The sequence below is a fragment of the Streptomyces flaveolus genome (assembly GCF_000716535.1).
Classification (GTDB): domain Bacteria; phylum Actinomycetota; class Actinomycetes; order Streptomycetales; family Streptomycetaceae; genus Streptomyces; species Streptomyces flaveolus_A.
The window spans coordinates 138727-161094 of sequence record NZ_JNWV01000022.1; the positions used below are offsets into that span (position 1 = coordinate 138727).

Here is a 22368-nt window from a genome sequence, read left to right on the forward strand (position 1 = left end):
CCGTGACCTCAGACTGCCTCCGCCGGGACGAGCCCGCTGAGCGCTGTGGACGACCGCCCCCCTGTGGAAAACTCCGCCACCCGCACGGGTGCCGGCCCGCACAGGTGACCCTGCATGGGTGCCGACCCTCGCAAATGACCAGGCACGGGTGCCGACCCTCACAGGTGACCCGGCACCGGCGACGACCCTCGCAGGTGACCCGGCACGGGCGAACGACCCGCACGAGCGGCGACCCACGCGGATGACGACCCGCACGGCTGTCGACCCGCTCGGCTGTCGACCCGCGCGGATGACCACCGCCCGCCACTCCCGTCATCCACCCCTTCCCGGCCGCCTCCCCCCGCGCCGGCCGGGCCTTCTCACCTCACCTCTCCCCGCCCCGGCCGGGCCTTCTCACCCCACCTCTCCCCGCGCCGGCCGGGCCTCACCTCACCCCGCTCCCGGTGCGCACGACCCTCCCGTACTGCTCACGCACCTCCCGGTACCGCAGCAGCTCGGACGCCACCGGATCGAGCACCCGGGCCCGGCCGCAGCTCGCCGCCGCCTCCCGTAGTCGGCGTTCCGCTTCCTGGCCGTAGCGCCGGGCGGGTCCCCGGGCCGCCATCCGGCAGGCCCACTCCACCAGTGGCCCGCCGATGATCCCGCACACCATGAGCAGCACCGGGACACCCAGGTTGGGCGCCATCACCCCGGCGATCTGTCCCACGAGCCACGCGCCGCCCGCGACCTGCAGCAGGGTCATCGCCGCCTGGACCAGTACGGCCACCGGCCACCAGCCCGGCCGGGGCGGGCGGCCCGGTGGCAGTCCGGCCCGCGCCGCCAGGTCGTCCAGCGCCTCGGACAGCCCATGGGAGCCGCGTACGGCCGCCTCGCGCACCGCCTGGGCCCAGGGCGCGGGCAGCCCGGCCGAGGCCCGGTCGGACACCGTACGCACCGCCTGTTCGACGCTCTGCCGGGCCGTGGCCTCCTCGTCGGCCTGGGCGCGCACCACGTGGCGGCCCGTCGTGGAATCGCCACGGCCCTGGTACCAGCGCCACAGCCGCAGCCAGGGCGTGCCGCAGGCGCGGTTGGCATTGCGCAGCCAGGCGCGCTCGGCGGCCTCACCGGCCGCGGTGGCGCCCACGGCGTCCGCAAGCCGCGCGGCGAACTCCTCGCGCGCCTCCTCGCTGAGGCCGACCCGTCGTCCGGTGGCGTAGACGGGCCGCAGCTCGGCCGCGGCGGTGTCCACGTCTGCCGCCACCCGGCGGGCCGCCGCGCCGCGCTCCGCCACGAACTGGCCGAGTGCCTCGCGCAGGTCGCCGACGCCGTCGCCGGTGAGCGCGGACAGCGCGAGCACGGTGGCGCCCGGTTCGCCGTGCTCGCCGAGGGCGATGCCGTCCTCGTCCAGCAGCCGTCGCAGGTCGTCCAGGACCTGGTCGGCGGCATCCCCGGGCAGCCGGTCCACCTGGTTGAGGACGATGAACATGATCTCGGCGTGGCCGGACATCGGCCGCAGGTACCGCTCGTGCAGGACGGCGTCGGCGTACTTCTCCGGGTCCACCACCCAGATGACCGCGTCGACCAGTTTCAGGATCCGGTCCACCTGTTCGCGGTGCTGTACGGCGGCCGAGTCGTGGTCGGGCAGGTCGATCAGGACCAGCCCGCGCAACTGACCCTCGGTGTCGGGGCCGTGCAGCGGGCGGCGCCGCAGCCGGCCCGGGATGCCCAGCCGGTCGATGAGGCCCGCCGCGCCGTCGCTCCAGCTGCACGCGATGGGTGCGGCCGTGGTCGGCCGTCGTACGCCGGTCTCCGAGATGGGCACTCCGGCGAGCGCGTTGAACAGCTGGGACTTGCCGCTGCCGGTCGCTCCGGCGAGGGCGACGACGGTGTGCCGCCCGGAGAGCTTGCGGCGCGCGGCGGCCTCGTCCAGGACACGGCCGGCCTCGGCGAGGGTGCGGCTGTCCAGGCGGGTACGGGAGAGCCCGACGAGTTCGCGCAGGGCGTCCAGGCGGGAGCGCAGCGGGCCGTCGTACGCCAGCGGGGCCGGGGTGTGGCCGCCGGGTCCGCGGTGCGCGGGTTCCGCGGCGGAGGCGCGCTCGGCGGCGAGGGCGGCGGCATTGGCGTCGGTGACGCGCCGCGCGATGAGACCGTCGTCCCAGGCGCCGGAGGAGTCGGGCTTGGCGTCGGAGGAGTCGGACTTGGCGTCGGTGCCGGTGCCGGTGCCATTCACGGAGCCGGTCGGGGTCGTGGTCTTGGGCGGCGTGGCGTCGGATACGGGGCGGGCCTTCGGCGAGTGGGGTTGTGGCCGGGGGACGGAGATGCCGGAGGTGCCCCCCTCCTCGGCACCGTGCCCGCGCGCGGGACGGTCGCGGTCGCCGTTACGGTCGCGGTCGCTGTTGCCTTCCCGCTCGGGGTCGCGGTCCCGCTCGGCGTCCCGGTCGGCGTTCTCGTCCTTCGCGCGCGGCGGGCGCACGCCGCCGGCGTCCGGGCCCTTGCCGTCGCCCCCTTCCGGGCCACCGTCCTTGCCCCTGCCGCTGTCCTCCCCCTCCCCCTCCACCTTGCTCTCCTCGTCCGCGGAGAGGCCGGTGGCGGATGCGGGCCGCGGCGCGTCCGCAGGGCGATCGGTGCCGGGGTCGTCGTCCCCGTGCTTCCCCTTCAGGAGGCTCAGGCGCGCTTCCGGGAGGCCGCCCGCGCGCTCGACGCCGTCCATGGGGCCCGGGCCGGGGCGACCGCCGTGCTCCCTGGACCCCATGTCGCCGCTGTCGCTGCCGTGGTCCATGCGCCTCATGTGCTCGGTGTGATCGGTGTGGTCGTGGTCAGTGACGGCGGTCACCGGTCACCTCTCCTTCTGCAGTACGGACAGCGCGGCGATGAGTTCGGCCTGGGGCTCGGGATGGACGTCCAGGGCGTCGAGCGGGGCGAGGCGCCGCTCGCGTTCGCGGTTCATGACGCGGTCCACGTGTTCGATGAGCAGCCGTCCGGCCCGGTCGCGCAGGCGCAGTACGCCGTGGGCGCCGAGCCGCTCGGCGAGGCCCTCGCCCGCGGTGCGTGCCCGGCGGCCGCCGAGCACGGCTGTGGCGACGAGGGCGGCGACGACCTCCGGGTCGGGTGCGCCGGTGCGTTCCAGCACGCGTACCTCGTCCTCGGCGTACTCCTCCAGCTCGCGCCGCCAGCGCCGGGCCGCGAGCCCGATGCGGTGCTCGGCGCTCTCCATGGAGGCCTCCCGGGCGGCGAGCCCCGGGGCGTCGGCGGCGGGTTCGCGCCGCCAGGCGTCGTCGACGCGCTCGTCGGCGGCGGTCACGGCGCACAGCAGCAGGGCGGCCAGGCTGTCCACGAGGGCGTCCAGGAGTTCCCCGGCGGTGCAGTCCAGGGGGAAGGCCCGCCAGCGTTTGAGGGCGTCCCCGGCGAGTACGGCGCCGGACTGCAGGCGGGCCCGCACGCGCGCGTGTTCCTTGTCGTAGGCGGTCTCGACGGCCGAGGTGAGCCGGTGGGCCGCCGCGTACTGGGCGGCTGCGGCGCTGGCCAGCTCGGGAAGGCGGGACTTGAGCGAGTTGAGCACGCCGTAGGCCGTACGGGTCATGACGTAGTGGCGGGCGGCCGGGTCCTGGGCGTGGTGGACGAGCCAGCTCTTCAGGGGTGCGACGGCAGTGGCGGGCAGCAGCCCGGCACCCCAGGCGGACTCGGGGAGCTCGGGCACGGTGAAGCGGGGTACGTCGCCGAGCCCGGCCTTGGTGAGCAGGGCCGCGTACTGCCGGGAGACCTCCGAGACGACCTGGTGGGGCACCCGGTCCAGGACGGTGACGAGGGTCGCGTCGTACTCCTTGGCGGTGCGCAGCAGGTGCCAGGGGACGGCGTCGGCGTAGCGGGCGGCTGTCGTGACCATGATCCAGATGTCGGCGGCGCAGATCAGCTCGGCGGCGAGGACGCGGTTCTCGGCGATCAGCGAGTCGACGTCGGGGGCGTCGAGGAGGGCGAGCCCGCGCGGGAGGGTGTCGGCGGTCTCGACGCGCAGCACGCGCGCGGGATCCTCGTCGGTGAGCAGAAGCTCGTCGGCGGGGTCCTGGTGGGGCACCCACACGCGGGTGAGCTGGGGGAGCACGCGCATCCCGCTGAACCAGTGATGATCCTCCGGATGGCAGACAAGGACCGGTGTCCGGGTGGTCGGCCGCAGCACACCGGCCTCGCTCACCCGCCGGCCGACGAGGGAGTTCACGAGCGTGGACTTGCCCGCGCCGGTGGAGCCGCCGATGACGGCCAGCAGCGGCGCCTCGGGCTCCCGTAGGCGGGGTACCAGATAGTCGTCGAGTTGCGCGAGGAGTTCGTCGCGGTTGGCACGCGCGCGTGGCGCCCCCGCGAGGGGCAGCGGAAAGCGTGCGGCGGCGACACGGTCGCGCAGAGCGGAGAGTGTGTCGAGCAGCTGAGGCCGTACGTCCAAGGTCACCACATGCGAAGAATGCCCAATTTTAGGGGAATTCTGAAGCATATGGACATGTCTGCGCGCCGACGGAACAGAACGGACGGAAGGGATGACCGGGACACGGGCACAGTCCAGGCATAACGAGTGCACAACACCCGGTGCGTCAGGCGCCAAAAGCGGTGCACGATTCGTACCTGCCTGCGATTATCAGGACCGCTTCACCGAACCTCCACATCGAGCCACGGAGGCGAGGCGACAGGGTCAAGGAACCGGGAGCCCTATCCTTGACCCCGGCAACGTCACGGGTCAGCCCCCACCAGGGCACCAGGCACGAGGCCATCCCACCGGCCCCCGTAGCTCAGTGGATAGAGCAGGCGCCTTCTAAGCGCTTGGCCGCAGGTTCGAGTCCTGCCGGGGGCGCCATTCTCCGCCCTCCCGCTCGGGAGGGCTTTTCGCAGGTCAGAGCGGATGTCAGCGGGCACGACGAAGCCCCGGACGCCCTTTTGATGATCAAGGGCAGACTCCGGGGCCGTCCGGCTGTCACCGGGTTCTCGCGGGTGGCCGTGTCGAATACGTGCCGAAGTCCTAGACCGGTCGAAGATCAGCCAGCGCCCGGCACCTCCGCCTCCGGAAGACCACCCGCGACTTCCAGCCGCCGCTTCAGGTCCGGCAGCTGCCCGTCGACGCACCGGGCGTAGGTCGCCAGGAGCACGGCCACGCTGTTCCCGGCCCACCCGGCCACCTGGGCGGGCGGGATCCCGTCGTTGAGCCACTCCGTGCGGCGCGTGTTCCGGTTGTCGTACACGCGCCGCTCAGAGGCTGACTCGTAGACATGCGGGGGCAGTACGGCCTTCCGTGCGCGCGCCACGTCGGCGGATGACGGAGCCGGCGAGGATGCAGCCGGGCTCACCCCGGAAGAGCAGATCACCCGGGTGGAGCTGTTCATCGGCGATGCGCTGCCGCTCTCCGGCGTCGCTGTGTGGATCAGCAGCTCGCACTGGTCGTCGGCATTGAACGTGGGGGCTTCTCTTGCCAGGAGGCGGCGTACCCGCGGGTGAGTGTCCCGCAGTACGCGCCGTCGACGGACCAGTGACTCGAAGCTTCAGCCGAAGTCGTTCCACCGGCATCAGTTGTTCGGGGACAGCTCTCGACGCATCAGGTCTCGGTAGTCGTAGTGGCGCTTCTGGAACTCCATGGCTTCATCCATGGTCATGCCTTCCTTGGCTACGTAGACCTCAGCTGCGGCAGTCTGCGCTGTGTGCGCCTGTTCCCTCAGGAACCCCAACAACTCACTGGCCGTGGCCTCTGGATGCAGTTCTAGCCATGTCTCGGCCATCTGGTAGCAGTACGTATGCATCATGGCTTGGTTGTGCGCCAAGAAGTCGTGGGTGGCGTTACGGCTGGTCATGGTTCAAGCATGTCGCTTCTGGCGCAGCCGCGTTGCCTCTTTGCTGAGCCCCCTCCGGGGCATGTAAGGGTGCTCAGCGACGACCAACGCGCACACCCGCCGACAGCGCTCCCACGGGGACCACGACCGACCTGACCGGGGTGAATCCGCTTCCCTGGGAGCCCAGGGGCCGTCCGCAGTCCCGCGTCCAGACCGGCCAAAGTGCGGGGTGGGCGAGAACGGGGTCCGCCGGGCTCAGGAACTGCTGACTTCCCAGGGTGCGCTGGAGATCCACGCCGCTTCGGGCTGCTACGTCGCCGAGCCCCGGCAGCGGGTGCGGGTGGTCCGTTCGTCCGCGCGTGAGCGGCCCGACGGGTCTCCGTTCCGGCGGACATGAAGGCCGGGGGTAGACAAGGGGATTGGGAGAGCCGGACCGAGGCCAAGGTGCTGGCCGGCGGACATCACGGCGCGGCTCGGCATCGCCGAGGGCGACCTGTGTGTCGGGACAAAGGTTGGCGTGCCAAGTAGGGTCCGCAGACATGACCACCTCTCCCGATAGCGTCGGCAGCAGAGAAGACCTGGCAGCGTTCGTCCGTTCCCTGCATCACAGCCACGCCGAAGAAGGAAGCTCGTGGGAGAACGCGGACCTTCCGAGCTTCTTGGAGGCCTTGGCCGCCTGGATAGACGATGCGGACGGGTGGTACAGCAACACGGGCCGGGAGTTGCCGCCCGGCGGTGACTGGACCTTCTTCGCTCGAGCCCTGCAAGCGGCGACCGTGTACGAGTAGGCCGAGCCGTGTCGAATGCGTGTCGAAGGCCAGTCGATGACGCGCGTGGCACGCGAAGAAAAGCAGATCAGCAAGGGTGTGACCCAGATCCACCAGGTGCCTTCCAAACACTTGGCCGCAGGTTCGAGCCCTGCCGGGGGCGCCAGCGCTACCTGCGAGAATCTCGCTTCTCGGTCACCGATGATGTCGCGCACGATGTGCGGCAGGGACGCCGGTGCCGGGCAGCAAGGTCACCCAGGTGTGCTGGAGATCGTGGAAGCGGACGTCCAGACCCAGACGCTCGCGGACCGGGGACCCGTGTCGGTTGAGGTTCCGTGACTCGATGGCCATGCCGAGCCGCGGGGTGAACAAGACCCCGGACTCGCGCCGGCGCAAGGCGTAGACGCACACGCAGACGCGAGGCAGCGGCACCGGCCGCTCGAAGCGGCGTGTCCTCGGCACAGTCAGGACTCGTCGACACGCTCGAGCGCCGTACGGACCTCCAACGAGCCGTCCCCCAGGTCGACGGCGGCCCGGTGGAGACCGCGCAGTTCCCCACGTCAGAGTCCGGGGTGGAGGGCGACGACGTACGCGGCACCCGGACGGTCGTCGGTCCACCTCAGTAGGAGTCGCCTCCGGGATGGGGTTGGGACGGGGCGGTCCAGGGGACCCCGGCGGTCTCGAACGCTCCTGGTGGCGTACTTGGCGATGTACGCGGCGACAGTCGGCTGGACAGCTCCGAGGTGCCCGGGTAGCCGGCGGAGTGGATCGGACGGATGCCGAGCTGTGCGCCGAAGCGGACGGTGTACGAGCGGCCGTCGAGGACGGGGCCGGGGGTCTCTGGGTGGTGGGCGTCCGAGCGGGTGTTCTGTGATCGAGTTCCGGTCTCTCGCGCCAGGTACTGAAGCCGCAGGTCACCGGTGCGACGACCCGGCTCCTCTCCTGCTGTGGACGTTGCCGCCCGGGTATGTGTCGAACCCGACGTGGACGGGCGCAGCGCACGAGATGCCCGCGGGCGCATACTGGGGGCAATGACAAAGCCTGCTGCACTGAAGCGCCATTTGCCCACCAGCCCCTTCAAGGCCCGGGTCACGCCGGCTCCCCAGCACTTCGCGGTGGGCGACCAAGTGACCCACGACATGTACGGCCTCGGTCGAGTGATCGGTGTCGAGGACGGGATCGCGGCACTCGTGGATTTCGGCTCGACGCAAGAGCGGATCCTGAGCCCGTACGCCAAGATGACCAAGCTGTAGGACCTCTGTGTCCAGTCAAGAAACGCCAGGTCCGGCCACGGATCTGTACGGAAAAGGGAGACCTCTCATCGACCTGACCTCGTTGTTCTCCGCTCCGGAGGGGGCGCCTCGTTCCTCTGCCACAGCATCGCCGTCTCCGACGACGAATCCCTTCCAGGCCCCGGACTTCGGGGAGGACGAGGCCGCTGTGTTCGAGGACGAGCAAGGACACGTCTCCGGCGCGAGTACAGCCTGATCCAGTGCGGCCGGCTCCCACCGGTCACGGGGGACTCGGCGGCCGACGCGGGCCTTCCGTGTCCGTTCCCCCAGCGCTACGGAGCAGCAGGCCCGACATCCACGGCTGAACAACGCCGGAACGAACCAGGGTGTACACCAGCGTCTCCGTCCGGCTGCCGCGCCAGTCGAGGGGCAGCGGCCAGCGGCCGGAGCGGGCCGCGGGCCGAACTCCTGTAGTGAGTGCCGGCTGCCTGCGCCTGCTTCGGCAGAGCGTCAGCCGGTCGCCGGCACTTTCCCCGATCACGGGGTTCATGGTGTCAAGCATCGTCGTTCAGTACACCGATCTCCTGCGCACCAGCGACCACGACCTGTGGAGCCGGTTGCGGGAGCTCCTGAAGGGCCAGGGACTCGATCCGGACCGAACGATCGTCGTCGACCTCTTGCAGGAGGGACCCGGTCACGAGGACGGTCAAGTCATCTCCGAAGACGGCAGGGTCTACCGGTTCACCCTCTTCTATGACCAAGCAGCGGAGCACGGCGCGCGCAGCGCGTACCTCCACGGCTGGACCGACGTCACCGATTCCTGGCGCATCGGATCGCTGGCCACCCGAACAGCGGACGCCTTCGCTTGGCTTTCTTCGCCCACCGGTTCGAGTTGACCGCCGACGCAAGGCGGTCAGCCGATGGCCGGCTGAGTGTCCACCGCGCGTCCACCGCCCCGGCGTAGCGAGTTTGCCGTTGACGTGAGCGGCAAGCCGATGTCCATGACTGCATCGAACAGCGGCACGAATCAGACTTCCGACTCCAAGCGGAATGCGTCCGCCAAGGCCCGCCAGGCCACGGCGAAGGCGACTGCTCCCGCGTCGCAGGCGGCGGACAAGGCGGCCGACAAGACCCGTGACGTGGCGTCATCGGCCGCGAACGGGGCCGAGCGCGTGGCCGGGACGGGCACCGCGGTCCTGCACAGCGCGGCCGAGCGGGTCCAAGCCGGCCGCCAGGCCGTCGTCGCGGCCTCGGGGCAGGCCGTGACCTTCGCCAAGACGGGATGGACGCTGATCGCCCAACGAAAGCTCCTCGCCGCCGGTGTCGGTGCGGGCTTGTCGGCGTTGGGTGCCACGTCATACATGGCGGGTCGCCGCGCGGGGCGCCGCACGCTCGGTCCCATCACCCGTCTGACCGGCGGGCGGATCTGAGCGGTAGCCAGAACCGCGGCCGACGGCGGCGCTGACGACAACGGCACTCGACAGCCCGGCGCGGCACTCGCAAGGTGCGACGGGCCACGCCACCAACGCCCGCCCTCAAGCGCGCCGGCAGGGTCCGGCCACACGAAGAAGCTGCCGGCGAAACGCCCACCTTCAGAGCGGCGAACGCGTGTGGGGCTTGCGCCGGCTCTGACGTCTTTCGCGTTCCCCACCCGGGCTGCCGCATGTGATCGACGGCTGGAGGTGACGGGGAAGTGGCAGGGGCCAGAGGGCCGCGCGCTACAGTCCCCGGCAAGGAGGGAGATCGCGTGCGACTTCGCTGTGTGGTGCTGGACGACTTCCAGGGTGTGGCGGCCCGATTGGCCGACTGGTCGGTGATCGAGGACCAGGTCGAGGTCGTCGCGCTGCGCGAGCACCTTGACGGAGAGGACGCCGTCGCCGCGGCGCTCGCCGACTACGACATCGTCGTCACCCTGCGCGAACGCGTACCCTTCCCCGGCTCGCTGATCGCCCGCCTCCCCCGGCTGAAGCTGCTCATCGCCTCCGGGATGCGCAACAGCGTCATCGACTACGCCGCCGCCGAGGCGCACGGCGTCACCGTGTGCGGTACGGCGAGTTCCAGCACCCCGCCGGTCGAGCTGACCTGGGCGCTGCTGCTCGGTCTCGCCCGTGGGATCGTCCAGGAGAGCGAGGCGCTGCGCGGCAACGGGCCGTGGCAGTCGACCGTCGGCGCCGATCTGCACGGCCGCCGGCTGGGTCTGCTCGGGCTGGGGAAGATCGGCAGCCGCGTCGCCCAGGTCGGCCTCGCCTTCGGCATGCGCGTCAGCGCGTGGAGCCAGAACCTCACCAGGGAGCGCGCCGAGGAGGTGGGCGTCGAACTCGCCGGGTCGAAGGAGGAGTTGCTCCGCGACAGCGACTTCGTGTCCGTCCACCTCGCCCTCGGCGACCGCACCCGCGGTCTCGTCGGCGCCGCCGAACTCGCCCTGATGAAACCGACCGCCTACCTCGTCAACACCTCACGCGCAGCGATCGTCGACCAGGACGCGCTGCTGGCCGCGCTGCGCGAGGGTCGTATCGCCGGCGCCGGCGTCGACGTCTTCGACATCGAACCGCTGCCGGCCGGTCATCCGATGCGCACCGCACCGCGCCTCCTCGCCACGCCCCACCTCGGCTACGTCTCCCACGCCAACTACACGACGTACTACGGCCAGGCCGTGGAGGACATCCAGGCATATCTGGCGGGCTCCCCCGTACGACGGCTCCCCTGAAGGCGGACCGGTCCCGGCGGACCCGTCCTGGCACAACGGTCCTGGCGTAACGGTCAGAACCACCAGGTCAGGACCACCAGGTCAGGATTGCGGTCAGGCCGCCCGGCCCGGCACACGTACGTACACGCCCTCGCTCCGGCGCAGCTCGTGCAGGTCCACGAGGTACCGTCGGAGCGCCACATGGTCGATGTCGTCGGAGCCCTCGCACCACGCCCGCAGGCGCTCGTTCACGACCCGCTCCGGGTAGGCGACACCCGGCTCGAAGGTCCGTTCAGCGATGTGCCGCAGCACCTGCTGCTTACGGGTCCACTGGGCCGGCAGCCGCAGCAGCCGGCCGTCCCGGACGAAGGTGCTCACCACGTCGCCCCCGGCAGGGCGCGCGGAACGCTCCGGTCGCTGCGGGCGGGCCAGTTCGCGCAGGAGGCCGTAGGCGACGGCCAGGCCGTCCTCCGGTCCGTCGGACACGGCTCCCTGCTCGCGCAGCCTGAGCAGCGCGAGGGCCGTGTCCTTCGGCGGGAGTCCTGCCGTCTCGGCGACCTCCCGCGTGCTCCGCGCCCCCAGCGCCACCGCCGCGAAGGCCCGCAACCTGTTCTCCTCGGCGAGCACGCCGATGAGCTGCCGCGACCGCTCACGTGCGTCGGGACCGGCGCCGGGAACGCTGCCGGGAACGTTGTCCGTGTCCATACCCGCAGGGTAGGGGCGGGGCCCGGGCCGACGCCCGTGAATAAACACCGGCAGCACGGCGGCGCCCACGTTAAAAGAGTGATCCCCCGCTGGTCACCGTGACCAGCCTGGTGCGGCGCCGTTGAACGGGAAGTGCGGTGGCTGCTCCGCCGTCGCGCTTCCCGAGCTACAGAAGGAGAATGTGATGTCTCGCATCGCGAAGGCAGCCGGTGTCGCTCTCGGCACCGGTGCCGTGGTGGTCAGCGGGGCCGGGCTGGCCCTGGCCGACGCGGGTGCCGAGGGTGCGGCCCTCAGCTCGCCCGGCGTGGTCTCCGGCAATGTGATCCAAGTTCCGGTGCACGTCCCGGTCAACGTGTGCGGGAACACCGTGGACATCATCGGGCTGCTGAACCCCGCGTTCGGCAACGCCTGCGCCAACGACGACGGCCACGGCAAGACCGGCAACCCCGGCCCTGGTCAGAGCGGCTACGGCAACTGAGCGGATCGACCCCCACAGGCAAGAGCCCCGGCACTCCGAGCGCCGGGGCTCTTTCCGCATGCGGGCACGACCCGTTCACACGTACCGGTAGATCCCGCTCACGTCCTCCAGCTCGTCCGGCGTCTCGTCCCACGGCGGCAGCTTCTCGTGCCGGGCGACGACCCGCTGGTGTTGCCGGTCGGAGGTACCGGGCGGCTCGGCCGGGAGGTAGCGGTGGTTGCGGTGGGCCCGCTGCCATCGGTACCACTGGAGGTCGATGAAGGCGTGGTGGAGCCAGAACACCGGGTCGTTGACGGACGCACCGCCGAGCATCGCGCCGCCGACCCAGCGGTGCACCCGGTTGTGGTTCTTCCAGGAGCCGCTGCCGCTGCCGGCCCCCCAGCCCTCCAGTTTGTTGCGGAAGCCTCTGCGGACGGTGGAGTCCCAGGGCCAGGCGTCGTAGACGGGGTCGTCCAGAGCCCACTGCAGCTCTCTCCGGGTGGGCAGTCGGAGAGGTGCGGCGGAGCGGCCGAGGTCCCGGGTGAGGAACTTGCCGTCGGTGACCCCCTCCTTGAGGGTCCAGTAGCCCGCCGCATAGGCGAACGGACCGGTCATGACCTGCCGGTCGGAGCGCCGGCCGTTCCCGCCGAGCAGGTCCTTCGTCCACGGCACGGAGGCCGTCGTACGGTCCCGGGTCCAGTCCCAGTACGGCACCGTCACCGAGGAGTCGACACGGCGCAGCGCCCGCTCCAGTTCCAGCAGGAACCTGCGGTGCCAGGGCAGGAAGGACGGCGCCATGTGGGCGGTGCGCAGCCCGTGCTCGCCGTCGGTGGTGTAGAAGTCGATGTGCAGGCGCACGAACTCGTCGTACTCGCCGCGCCGTTTCAGCGTCAGCAGCGCGTTCACGAACCGTCGTCGCTCGCCTGCGGTGAGCGTGCCGACGTTCTTACGCACGTACGTCATGCGGGCCCCCCTGGTGCGCCTCTTCCCCGGTGTGTGCGCCGAAGTGTCCGACGAATGGGCGCGGCGCCAGGTCGCGCAGCCGCCGGCCGGGCCCGATCTCGTCCACGGCCGCCCGGGTCGCCTCCAGCGGCGTCCGGTACGACGTGTAGTGGTCGATCATGCTCAGCCAGGTGCCGTCGGCCCGGCGCATCAGGTGCAGCGGCCTGCCATCGATGGTGATCCGCCACTCGATGTCGGCCTCCTCGCGGCCTGCGGCGGGTACCAGCGCACCGCGGATACGGCGGCCCCGGTAGGTCTCGTCGAAAGAGCTGCCGCTGGGGTCTTCGGCCGGTGGCGCCGGCCGGGAGGCGGCGACGAGCGGTGCCAGCGCCAGCGCGGCGGCGGAGGCCAGCAGCCCCCGCGCCATCTCCCGCCGGGACGGTCTGGCCGCCCTCACCCCGGCCCGCCGCTCCGCACCGACCCCTGCTCCGCCCACACCGACGACCATGCTCGCTCCTCGTCCGGTTCCGATGTCCCTACCGGCTAACCGGCTGGGAGTGCGCGGAGTCACCGCAAGGGAGCCATACGGCGGGTACGGTCGTGCCGGGCTACAGTCCCGGGCCCGTGCCCACGTTGCCGTCCGCGACGGTCCGCACGACCGGGGGAAGGACACCCGCCTGCGGAACCCTGGCGCCCGGCAGACCGAAGTCGCCCCCGGCGGGTGCGCTCAGGGGGGCGTCCAGGGACAGGCCCGGAGTGAGGGCCCGCAGGTCGCCGGTGGGTGAGTCCACCTCGACGTGGTCGAAGCCGTCGTCGAGGAGGTGCGGCAGCGGAGCCCTGGCGTCCAGGCCGGGCAGCCCGCTGCTCACCGGCAGTTGGGGCAGGGTCCGGTCGGGGACGAGGCGGCCCGTCACGTACCGGGGCCCGTCGGGGGCGCCGGGCTTCAGCAGCGGCAGTTCGGCGCCGGCCTTGGGAGCCTCCATGCCCAGCGACCGGGCGGCGCCGCCCAGGGGCACGGGGACGGGGACCGTGCCGGATGCCGCGGCGGGGGCCGCGGCGCCCACGGTGGCCGCGACGCCCGTGACGACGGCGGCAAGCGTTCCTCGGGTGATCGGCTTCATGTCAGGTACGGTCCCTTCAGGAATTGCGGGGGTTCGAGGTCCGTACCGGGTAACGAGCGGAAAACGCCGTCATTTCGGAATTCCCCCGAGTGCCGTAATAGTCGGCTCGTCCAGAAGTCTCACCAACGCACCGCTCAGGCTGCACGGGGACGGAGCCCGGGTCCTCCAGCAGCGCCGACTCGTCCGCGGCGATGACCGGCGTGGCGAGCAGGCCGGCAGCTCCGGTGAGGATGAGCGAGGGGGCGAGGCCGCGGCTTCCGCCTGCGTCACCGAAACGTCAAGCGCGCAGCCTGCGGGCGGGCAGGTAGACGTGCGCGGCGGCGTTCGTCGTTTCCGGGGAGCCCGCGAACGCGGCCAGCTCCGGGCCCGCGACCGGCCGGCGGGGGCCGGTCGTGGGGCAGACGCGCGTGGTGAACATGAAATAGGTGTAACCGAGGTTCCCGACCGCCTCCAGCCACTCAGCCGGCGGTGTGACCTGAGTGGTGACGTTCGGCATCTGCAGGACGATCTGGCCGGCGACGACCAGCATGCTGACCTTCAGGCTCGGCCGGGTCGTGCCGTCGATGGGATCGCCGCCCACCGGCAGCCGCATGTCGTCCAGAAGCCGGGCCGCGGCGGCGGACGCGCCTTCCGGGCCGCCCGGCCCGTCGCCCAGGGAGCAGGCGAGCAGGCAGGGGGTCCTGCCGGTGCCCTCCTCGTTCCTGGCCATCCAGGCGAGCAGGGCGAGCGTCCCGAGGTCGGCGGCGCGGAAGGGGCGGATTTCGCTGGGTACTGAGGTCACCGCGCGACCCTATCGACGGGCCGTGGCGCGCCCTGACAGCTTGTCACCCTTCCGGAGCAGCGTCCGAAGCCACTCCACACGATCGGGGGACGGCCCCCGTCATACGCCGACGGGCCGGTTCCGCATGGCTGCGGGACCGGCCCGTCGGGGGCGGAGGGTGTCAGCGCTTCAGGGGCAGCCCACCGAGCAGCGGCCGGTGGTTGACGGACGTGGTGACGTCCTTCAGGTGACCCAGCACGGAGTCCTTGTTCTCGGTGTCGAGCGCCTTCGACTGGTGCTGTAGCGGCATCAGGTCCTTCACCTTGGGGGGCTTCTCCGCGAGGTGGGCGAGCGCACCGTTGACGCTCATGGGCGGCAGGTGGTGGGCGTCATAGGCGAACGCGGGTGCGGCGACGCCGACAAGGGCCACGGAACCGGTGACTACGGCGGCGGCCTTCAGGGACTTCATCGTGTTCCTTTCTTCGGCAACTCACGTCACCCAGGGGTTTCTGACGCCGTGACTAACGATGTCCGGCCGGGCCGGAAACTCCGCATCGAGAAGACATATGAAATTGCCGTGCGGCCGCCGGGAACCACACGCCTCAGCCGGTCGCCGACTGGCTGGGCTCCGTGGGGAGGCTGGGCAATGAGGGCAGGGATTCGACGCTGGGAGCGGGCGTGTCCTCACCGAGGAGGGTCGCCCCCACCAGGTCGACCAGGCCGGACACCACGTCGGTCGCGGACGACAGGAGCTGGTCGAGCTGCCCGGTGACCGCCTTCACCAGATTGTCGATCGCGGTCTGCAGCGCGGAGAGCGCGTCACCGGCCAGGTCACGGGACGAGGGCAGGCTGACGATGTCCGCGTGCCGTTTGGCCGCCTGCACGGTGAGGGCCGCCGGGACGCCGGAGACCGCGGGGGCGGAGGCTGACGCGGGGGTGGATGGTGACGCCGGGGCGGACGGTGACGCGGGGGCGGTGGGGCTCGCGGGGTTGGCAGAGGCCGCCGGGGACACAGGAGCGGTCGGCGTGGCGGTGGTGATCGGCTTGGCGGGCTTCGTCGCCACCGGGGAAGTCGCCGGCACCGAAGGAGTCGCGGGTTTCGCGGTGGTCGCCGGTGAAGCGGGTGCCGCAGGCTTCGCCGCAGCCGCGGGCTTCGCCGGTGCGGCAGGAGTCGCGGATGCCGTCGGCGTCGCCTGAGCCGCGGGCTTGGACGCCGTCGTAGGTTTCGCGGCCGTGGACGTCACGGGAGCCGTGGGCTGCACGGACGCCGCCGGCTGAGTGGGCGCCGACGGCTGGGAGGGGGTCGACGGGCGCACGGGAGCGGTTGCCTGGGCCGGAGCCGTCGGGGCGGCCGGTTTCGGGTCGGTGGCGGCCTTGACGATGGCCTGCTTCGCCGCCTCCCCAAGTCGTCTGGCGTCCTCGGCGGGCAGTTTGCCCTTCTCCAGCGACTGGTTGAGCAGGTCGACGACCGGATCGAGGACGGAACCGGCGGTGCCGAGGGTCCTGACCTGTGCGAGCAGCTTCTCCTTCTCCGCTGCCGGGACAGGCGCCCGGGAGGCGGCACGGTCGTGCTCCCGGGACGCGTCGGCGGCGACCGCGATCGGGCCGGTGATGCCGATGAGAACGGACGCGCACAGGACGGTGGACGCGAGACGCCGGACAGGCAGATCACGCATGGGTGTTCCTCTCGGTGAACAGTGGGGACCTGTGCCCACCGTCGATTCACCGATCTCCGTGCGCAACCGCTCGCGTACGGAATGTGATCCGTTCGGAGGAGCGCAAAACCGGCCGCCCGCCCCGCGACGAGCGCGCGGGGCGGACGGCCGGCCGAAGGATGCGTCCCGATGTCAGTCGTTGACGCAGGCGTTGCCGAACGCGGGGTTCAGCAGGGCGATGACGTTGACGGTGTTACCGCACACATTGAGCGGGACGTGGATCGGGACCTGGATGACGTTGCCCGACAGCACGCCCGGCGACTTGGCGGCGGCGGCGCCCGCACCGGCGTCGGCGGAGGCCACGCCGGCACCGCCGGCGACGGCCGCGACGGCGGCGGAGGTCAGGACCAGGCCCTTCGCGATACGCGACATGGAGAGGTGCTCCTTGGGGTCGACACAAACATCCGAGCGGACGCCCGGCGCAGTGTCAACGCACGTCGCCGCCGGGGGTTGTGCCGCCAATGGGGTGATGTGAGGACGGGGTGCCTTCACCTTTCCAACACACTTGCAAATCTTGTCCGGATTTGTAGGTATATCGACTAGAGTTGCGGATCTCTTCGGGACGTGCGAAAGGGCACCGCCGGTCATGCGCAATCTCATGGGTCCGCTGCTGCGTACAACGGCGGGCGCCCTCGCCTCCACGACCCTCGCCGTCCTCCCGGTCCTGACGACCCCGGCCGCGGCCCGGACGGGCGCGCCGCCCTCCCCCGAGGCCGCACGCCAGGTCTTCGCCCCGCGTCACCACGCCGTGCAGCACGGCGGCTTCGTCCGCGCGGCCAACACCTCCGTCAGTTGCCGCGCCTCGAAGGCATCCGCATGCCAGGCGGTGCGAGCAGGACTGACCGCGGCTAACGGCGACTTCGACATGGTCTACGTCGACGTCGACAGCGACCCCCGCACCTACAACTCTTCCCGGGCCGAGGTCCGCGTCCCCGAGGGCGGCCGGGTGACGTACGCCCGGCTGTACTGGGGCGGCAATCCTCGCTCCGGCGAGCAGAAGCCGCCGCGCGACAACGGGCGGGTACTGATCGCCGGACCGGGCGGCACGTACAGGGAGGTCCTCGCCGACACGGTCGAGGGCCACCGGGAGGCAGCCGGCGTGGACGCCTTCCAGGCCTCGGCCGACGTCACCCGGCTGGTACGGGAGAGCGGTTCGGGACTGTACACCGTCGCGCAGGTCAACATCGCCGCGGGCGGGCCGACGGCCGGAGCGTGGGGCGGCTGGACCCTGGTGGTGGGATACGAGAACCCCGCGGAACCGCTGCGCGAGCTTGCCCTCTGGGACGGCTTCGAGTCGCTGGACACCCCCGTTGACGTCCGTCTGACAGGGATGCGCGTACCGGCGGGGGCGGGCGGACGCGTCGGCCTGGTGGCGTACGACGGCGACCGGGGGAGCGTGGGCGAGACGCTCACGCTCTCCGTCGGCCCCCGGCGTACGCCCGTCGCACTGCGCGACTCCGCCAATCCCTCAGACGACGTACTCAACTCCACGATCAGCGAACCGGGTGACGTACCCGCCCGGCGGATTCCGGCCTACGACAACACGCTCGGCTACGACTCCGACGTGTTGGATCTCGGCCGGGCTCTGCGGCGCGGTGGTGACCAGCCTGGCTTCCGGCTCGTTTCCCACGCGGACGCGGCATGGGCCGGCGCGCTCTTCGCCGCCGTGGACGCCCGTAAGTAGAAGCCGCGTTCACCACCGCAGTCCTGAGCGCCCCCTGAGCGAGGTAACCCGCGCATGCACCAGCCAGCACCCGTCCTTCGGCCCCGGCTCCTGCACCTCGCGCAACCCGTCGACGGCGGTGTCGCCCGGGTCGTGCTCGACCTGGCGCGGGCCCAGCTCACGGCGGGCCTGCGCGTCACGGTGGCCTGCCCGGACGGCCCACTGGCCGCCGGCCTGCGGCACCTGGGCGCCGACGTCCGGCAATGGCGGGCGGGCCGCTCCCCGGGGCCCGGTCTGCCGGGCGAGGTACGTCGGCTCGCACATCTGATCGACGAGGTTCGGCCCGAACTGGTACACGCGCACAGCGCCAAGGCAGGTTTGGCCGCGCGGCTCGCCGTCCGCGGGCGCGTGCCGACCGTGTTCCAGCCGCACGCCTGGTCCTTCGAGGCGGTCGGCGGCGTCACCGCTGCGCTCGCCCTGCGCTGGGAGCGGTGGGGGGCGCGCTGGGCGGACCGGGTGGTGTGCGTCAGTGAGGCGGAGCGCACGACAGGTCTGCGCGCCGGGGTGCGCGCGGCCTACACGGTCATCCCCAACGGCATCGACACGACCCGCTTCTCCCCGGCTCCACCCTCCGGCACCGCGCCCGGCCGCTCGACAGCCCCCTCACCCGCACCGCGAGCCGCCGAGGAGCTCCCGCTGGGATCACCCGCACCCGGCGACGAGGGCCGTCCCCTGGTGGTGTGCGTGGGCCGCCTCTGCCGCCAGAAGGGTCAAGACGTACTGCTACGGGCCTGGGAGGAGGTCGTCGGCGTGCTGCCACGGGCGAGGCTCGTGCTCGTCGGTGACGGCCCCGACCGCGAGGCCTTACGACGACAGGCACCCTCCTCCGTCCACTTCACCGGCGCCGTCCCCGACCCCGTGCCCTGGTACCGGGCCGCCGACCTGGTGGTGCTGCCCTCACGCTGGGAGGGCATGGCGCTCGCCCCGCTGGAGGCACTGGGCTGCGGAACACCCGTCGTGGTCACCGACGTCGACGGTGCCCGGGAGAGCCTGCCGCCCGCGCTCGCCGAGCGTTGCCTGGTGCCGCCACAGGATCCCACCGCACTGGCCGGCGCGGTCACCGGGCTGCTGTCCGACCCGACACTGCGCGCGGCGCTCGGCGACCAGGGCCGTCAGTACGTCCTGTCCACGCACGACGTGCGGCTCACGGCCGAACGGTTCGCGGCCCTCTACCGCACCCTCCTCGGCACCGCCGACACAGACTGCGACGCCCCGGCGGCGACCGGCGGAACAACCGAGCTCGTGTCCTCCGAGTGCAGGGAGTCCAACCACTCGTGACTGCGGAAAGCACCGTCCCCTCCCCCGGCGCGCAGCCATGGGACCACGGATTCTCACCTGTCTCCGTCCTGCCGGCCCGCGGCGAAGGCGGCTTCCGGTTCCCGCCGCGACGCCCGCCCGAGCGGTCCGCCTCACCGCTGCCCTTGCTCGCCACCGACCTGCTCGCCGCACTGGTGGGCGGCCTTGCGCTCGACGAGGCCACCCGCCGCCCGCTGCCGGTCGCGGTGCTGGTGTCCGGCGCGCTGCTGCTGCGCCCGCCCTCCGCGCGATCGGTGCACGGCGTCCTCGACGAACTCCCCGCGGTGTGGGGGCGGATCGCGGTGGTCTGGCTGTGCCTGGCCGCCCTGCTCGCCACGTACGCCCCCGGCAGCGCCCTCACCACCTCCACGCTGCTGCTGGGCTGCGCTCTGCACGCGGCGGCGGCCGGTGCGGGGCGGGGCGCGGTGCACTGGCGGCGCCGGGTCACGCTGCGCCGCCACCCGCGTCCCGCCCTGGTGATCGGGCCGGCGGTGACCGCTCGGCGGGTGGCCGCCGCGCTGCTCCGGCAGCCGGGCTGCGGGGTGCGCCCTGTGGGCGTGGTCGCGGAACACCCGGACGGCGCCGGCGGGCTGCCGGTGCTCACCACCGGCGAGGAGGTGGAGCGGGCGCTCATCCAGAACGGGGTCGGAGTCGTCCTCACCGTCCACCCGGCCGTGCGCACGGAGAAGGCGCCGCTGCTGCGGGCGCTCGCCGAGTCCGGCTGCACGCTGTGGGAGGTGGACGCGGACAGTCCGGCGTACGGGATGCGCGACCAGCTCGCCGGGTTCGCCGTGCGCCGCCTGGACCTGGGCGCGCGGCGGCGGACGAGCGTGGCCAAGCGGCTGCTGGACATCGCGGTGTCCGGGGCGTTGCTGGTACTGGTCAGCCCCGTGCTGCTGGTGTGTGCGGTGGTGCTGCGGCTCACCGACGGGCCCGGGGTGGTGTTCCGGCAGGAGCGCATCGGCAAGGACGGCCGGCCCTTCACACTGCTGAAGTTCCGCACCCACCGTCCGGCCGACGAGCACGAGGCGGCCACCCGGTGGAGCGTGGCCGGTGAACGGAGGATGAACCCCTTCTGCCGGTTCCTGCGGCAGACCTCGTTGGACGAGCTGCTCCAGCTGTGGAACGTCGTACGGGGCGACATGAGCCTGGTCGGCCCGCGCCCCGAACGGCCCTATTTCGTCGCCGAGTTCAGCCAGACCTACCCCGGTTACGCGGCCCGCCACCGCATGCAGACGGGCATCACGGGGCTCGCCCAGATCAACGGGCTGCGCGGCGACACCTCGATCGAGGACCGGGCCCGCTTCGACAACGCCTACATCGACAACTGGTCGCTGTGGCAGGACGTCTGCATCATGCTGCGCACCGCCGCCGCGCTCGTACGGTCCACGGGGAGCTGACCGATGGCCCTCACCCTGCCGTTCCACCGCCCCGCGCGGCCGTCGCCGGCGCTGCCGGTGCTGGCCGTCGTCGCGCTGCTCGCGCTGCCGGTCGCCTCCGGCGACGAGGGCGGCGCGGGCCCCGCCGACGCCTTGTCCGCGCTGGTCGTCCTCTTCTGCGCGGTACGGCTGCTGCGTGCGCGCCGCCGCCCGCTCACCCGCACCGCCGCGCTGATCCTCGGGCTGCCGGTGGCCGGTCTCGCGCTGGCGGCGCTGCACGCGGTGGCGCCGGGTGCCGGGATCACCGGGCTCGGCCGTTACCTCCAGGTCTTCGTCCTCGTTCCGGCCGCCGTCGTCCTCCTCGTCCGCGGCCGGGCCGACTTCCGGTTGCTGGCCTGGTCGGTGGTGGCCCTCGCGGGGTGGCAGGGGGCTTTGGGCGTGCACCAGTACGTCACCGGCACCGGTGCCTCCTACCAGGGCCAGGACATCCGGGCGGTCGGCACCTTCGGGGCGACGGACGTGATGGGCATGGCGACGGTGGTGTCCTTCGGGCTGGTGTGCGCCGTGGGCCTGGCGTTCGGCCGGTCCACGGAACGAGGGCGGGCGTTCGCCGCCTGCTGCGCGCTCGCCCTCGCGGTTCCGCTCGCCCTGTCCTTCAGCCGGGGCGCCTGGATCGCGACCGCGGTCACCGTCACCGTCCAGCTGGTCCTGGCCGGCCTGCGCCGGGCACTGAAGGCGGGGGCTGCCGTGCTGGCTGCGGGTGTGGTGCTGGTGGGCGGGTTCGGGGTGGGTACGACGATGCTCCAGGAACGGTTCGACAGCATCACCCAGGTGACCGACGCGCCCGACCAGTCGGTCACCGACCGGTACACGATGTGGGCCGCGGCCATCGACATGTGGCGCGAACGCCCGCTCACCGGCGTCGGTCTGAAGGGCTTCCCCGAGCACCGCGACGGGCACGCCTCGCTCGCTCTGTCCTCGGGCAGTGACATCGCGGGCGCGGGCGCCGCCTACCGCCGGCAGCCGCTGCTCTCACCGCACAACATGTACCTGCTGGTCCTCAGCGAACAGGGCTTGCTCGGACTGCTGTGCCTCGCGGGCTCCTGGCTCGCCCTGCTGGTGTGCGCGCTGCGCGGCCTGTGGCGGACCCGCGCGGCCGGCGGCCGGAGCCTGGACTGCGCGCTGATCGCGTGCGGCCTGTTGGTGTGGCAGCTCGTGGACTTCGCGTATGCCGACATCGGCGGCCCGTCGACCGTACTGACGGCGGTGTGTTTCGGTCTGGTCGCCTGGTGGGCGCTGGTCGGCGCAGACCGGGCCGTCTCCTGCGGCAGCACATCCTCCCTCGTCACGCGGGAGAGGGTGACGGGGGAGGCGGCCCTGCGATGACGGTCATCCACCCGGCCCGAAGGCGACAGCCGGCACCCCACCGGACGCTGCCCCACCGCAACCGAAGGCCGATGAAATGACGCGCTCCGGAACCGGCGGCGCACCGGGGCCGTGGCCCGGTCCGGCATGCGGGCCGACGGTGGACGCCAGGACGCGGCCCGGTACGGCGCACCGGCCGACGGTGGACGCGAGACCCGGGGCGGGAGGGGTCGCTCTGCCGGTGGCCCGGTCGGCCGAACCCCCCACGGTGAAACCCGCCCCCACATCGGGCCAGGCCCATCCGCCGGCACACCCCGCCCCCACCGAGACGAACCCCGCCGTGACGCCGGTACCACCGCCCCTCGACCCCACCCCCACGCAGCAGCCGCCTGCCCCGGCCCAGCCGCCTCTCCCCCCTCCGGCCCCCACCCCCCCGG

General features: G+C 72.3%; 22 protein-coding genes, 1 tRNA gene and 1 pseudogene. 12 read left to right on the forward strand and 12 right to left on the reverse strand.

What is annotated here, in order from left to right:
- Positions 1-424 precede the first annotated feature (424 nt).
- Together OO52_RS24540 and OO52_RS24545 are read right to left on the reverse strand one after the other, a co-directional pair.
- A complete protein-coding gene (locus OO52_RS24540; protein WP_030658088.1) occupies positions 425-2812 on the reverse strand; it encodes a YfjP family GTPase in 2388 nt (795 codons plus the stop codon).
- A gap of 3 nt (positions 2813-2815) precedes the next feature.
- On the reverse strand, positions 2816-4423 hold the full coding sequence (locus tag OO52_RS24545) for a dynamin family protein (protein WP_030658096.1): 1608 nt from the start codon (positions 4421-4423) through the stop codon (positions 2816-2818).
- 320 nt (positions 4424-4743) lie between these two features.
- Here OO52_RS24545 and OO52_RS24550 point away from each other — a divergent pair.
- Positions 4744-4819: transfer RNA gene (locus OO52_RS24550), tRNA-Arg, on the forward strand.
- Between the two features lie 178 nt (positions 4820-4997).
- Here OO52_RS24550 and OO52_RS52920 read toward each other — a convergent pair.
- Together OO52_RS52920 and OO52_RS24560 are read right to left on the reverse strand one after the other, a co-directional pair.
- Positions 4998-5264, reverse strand: coding sequence for a hypothetical protein (locus tag OO52_RS52920; RefSeq protein WP_234338020.1), 267 nt, complete (start codon positions 5262-5264; stop codon positions 4998-5000).
- A 258-nt stretch (positions 5265-5522) separates the two neighbouring features.
- Positions 5523-5804, reverse strand: coding sequence for a hypothetical protein (locus OO52_RS24560; RefSeq protein ID WP_030658098.1), 282 nt, complete (start codon positions 5802-5804; stop codon positions 5523-5525).
- Positions 5805-5935: 131 nt separating this feature from the next.
- Here OO52_RS24560 and OO52_RS52925 point away from each other — a divergent pair.
- From OO52_RS52925 to OO52_RS24590, 6 genes and pseudogenes are all read left to right on the forward strand, one after another.
- Positions 5936-6291 (forward strand): annotated as a pseudogene (locus OO52_RS52925) (GntR family transcriptional regulator); the annotation flags it as partial.
- A 31-nt stretch (positions 6292-6322) separates the two neighbouring features.
- Positions 6323-6571, forward strand: a complete 249-nt coding sequence (locus OO52_RS24565) for a DUF7660 family protein (RefSeq protein ID WP_030658099.1) — start codon at positions 6323-6325, stop codon at positions 6569-6571.
- A 1010-nt stretch (positions 6572-7581) separates the two neighbouring features.
- Positions 7582-7803 (forward strand): hypothetical protein, encoded by a 222-nt coding sequence (locus OO52_RS24575; RefSeq protein WP_030658104.1) that lies wholly within the window; start codon positions 7582-7584, stop codon positions 7801-7803.
- A gap of 365 nt (positions 7804-8168) precedes the next feature.
- The gene (locus OO52_RS24580; RefSeq protein ID WP_030658105.1) at positions 8169-8678 is read left to right on the forward strand and encodes a hypothetical protein; all 510 of its coding nucleotides are present in this window, start codon (positions 8169-8171) and stop codon (positions 8676-8678) included.
- Between the two features lie 99 nt (positions 8679-8777).
- Positions 8778-9212: a hypothetical protein gene (locus tag OO52_RS24585; RefSeq protein WP_030658107.1), complete on the forward strand. Its 435-nt coding sequence runs from the start codon at positions 8778-8780 to the stop codon at positions 9210-9212.
- Positions 9213-9529: 317 nt separating this feature from the next.
- A complete protein-coding gene (locus OO52_RS24590; protein ID WP_030658109.1) occupies positions 9530-10489 on the forward strand; it encodes a D-2-hydroxyacid dehydrogenase family protein in 960 nt (319 codons plus the stop codon).
- Positions 10490-10582: 93 nt separating this feature from the next.
- On the opposite strand, the gene OO52_RS24595 is transcribed toward OO52_RS24590, so the two are convergent.
- Complete coding sequence (locus tag OO52_RS24595) at positions 10583-11173, reverse strand: DUF2087 domain-containing protein (protein ID WP_037631002.1); 591 nt, start codon at positions 11171-11173, stop codon at positions 10583-10585.
- Between the two features lie 184 nt (positions 11174-11357).
- On the opposite strand from OO52_RS24595, the gene OO52_RS24600 reads away from it, so the two are divergent.
- A complete protein-coding gene (locus tag OO52_RS24600) occupies positions 11358-11651 on the forward strand; it encodes a chaplin (protein ID WP_030658113.1) in 294 nt (97 codons plus the stop codon).
- Positions 11652-11726: 75 nt separating this feature from the next.
- On the opposite strand, the gene OO52_RS24605 is transcribed toward OO52_RS24600, so the two are convergent.
- The 7 genes from OO52_RS24605 to OO52_RS24640 form a co-directional block, all read right to left on the reverse strand.
- On the reverse strand, positions 11727-12593 hold the full coding sequence (locus OO52_RS24605) for a tyrosinase family protein (protein WP_030658115.1): 867 nt from the start codon (positions 12591-12593) through the stop codon (positions 11727-11729).
- Positions 12577-13080: a tyrosinase family oxidase copper chaperone gene (locus OO52_RS24610; RefSeq protein WP_030658117.1), complete on the reverse strand. Its 504-nt coding sequence runs from the start codon at positions 13078-13080 to the stop codon at positions 12577-12579. The genes OO52_RS24605 and OO52_RS24610 overlap by 17 nt, the downstream gene beginning before the upstream one ends.
- Positions 13081-13180: 100 nt before the next feature.
- Entirely contained in the window at positions 13181-13693 is a 513-nt protein-coding gene (locus tag OO52_RS24615) for a hypothetical protein (protein ID WP_030658119.1), read from the reverse strand.
- A gap of 277 nt (positions 13694-13970) precedes the next feature.
- The gene (locus tag OO52_RS24620) at positions 13971-14474 is read right to left on the reverse strand and encodes a DUF5949 family protein (RefSeq protein WP_030658121.1); all 504 of its coding nucleotides are present in this window, start codon (positions 14472-14474) and stop codon (positions 13971-13973) included.
- A gap of 160 nt (positions 14475-14634) precedes the next feature.
- Positions 14635-14922 carry a hypothetical protein gene (locus OO52_RS24625; RefSeq protein WP_030658123.1) on the reverse strand — a complete coding sequence of 96 codons (288 nt, stop codon included), beginning with the start codon at positions 14920-14922 and terminating at the stop codon, positions 14635-14637.
- Positions 14923-15055: 133 nt separating this feature from the next.
- Positions 15056-16129, reverse strand: a complete 1074-nt coding sequence (locus tag OO52_RS52930; RefSeq protein WP_234339651.1) for a hypothetical protein — start codon at positions 16127-16129, stop codon at positions 15056-15058.
- A gap of 171 nt (positions 16130-16300) precedes the next feature.
- The gene (locus OO52_RS24640; protein ID WP_030658125.1) at positions 16301-16540 is read right to left on the reverse strand and encodes a chaplin; all 240 of its coding nucleotides are present in this window, start codon (positions 16538-16540) and stop codon (positions 16301-16303) included.
- Positions 16541-16754: 214 nt separating this feature from the next.
- Here OO52_RS24640 and OO52_RS24645 point away from each other — a divergent pair, with 214 nt between their 5' ends.
- The 4 genes from OO52_RS24645 to OO52_RS24660 are packed head-to-tail and all read left to right on the forward strand — an operon-like array spanning position 16755 to position 21952.
- On the forward strand, positions 16755-17852 hold the full coding sequence (locus tag OO52_RS24645) for a hypothetical protein (RefSeq protein ID WP_030658127.1): 1098 nt from the start codon (positions 16755-16757) through the stop codon (positions 17850-17852).
- 54 nt (positions 17853-17906) lie between these two features.
- A complete protein-coding gene (locus OO52_RS24650; RefSeq protein WP_051819075.1) occupies positions 17907-19169 on the forward strand; it encodes a glycosyltransferase family 4 protein in 1263 nt (420 codons plus the stop codon).
- Complete coding sequence (locus OO52_RS24655) at positions 19166-20587, forward strand: exopolysaccharide biosynthesis polyprenyl glycosylphosphotransferase (protein ID WP_030658131.1); 1422 nt, start codon at positions 19166-19168, stop codon at positions 20585-20587. Before OO52_RS24650 ends, OO52_RS24655 begins: the two co-directional genes overlap by 4 nt.
- Positions 20588-20590: 3 nt before the next feature.
- Positions 20591-21952 carry an O-antigen ligase family protein gene (locus OO52_RS24660; RefSeq protein WP_051819082.1) on the forward strand — a complete coding sequence of 454 codons (1362 nt, stop codon included), beginning with the start codon at positions 20591-20593 and terminating at the stop codon, positions 21950-21952.
- The last annotated feature ends 416 nt before the right edge of the window (positions 21953-22368 follow it).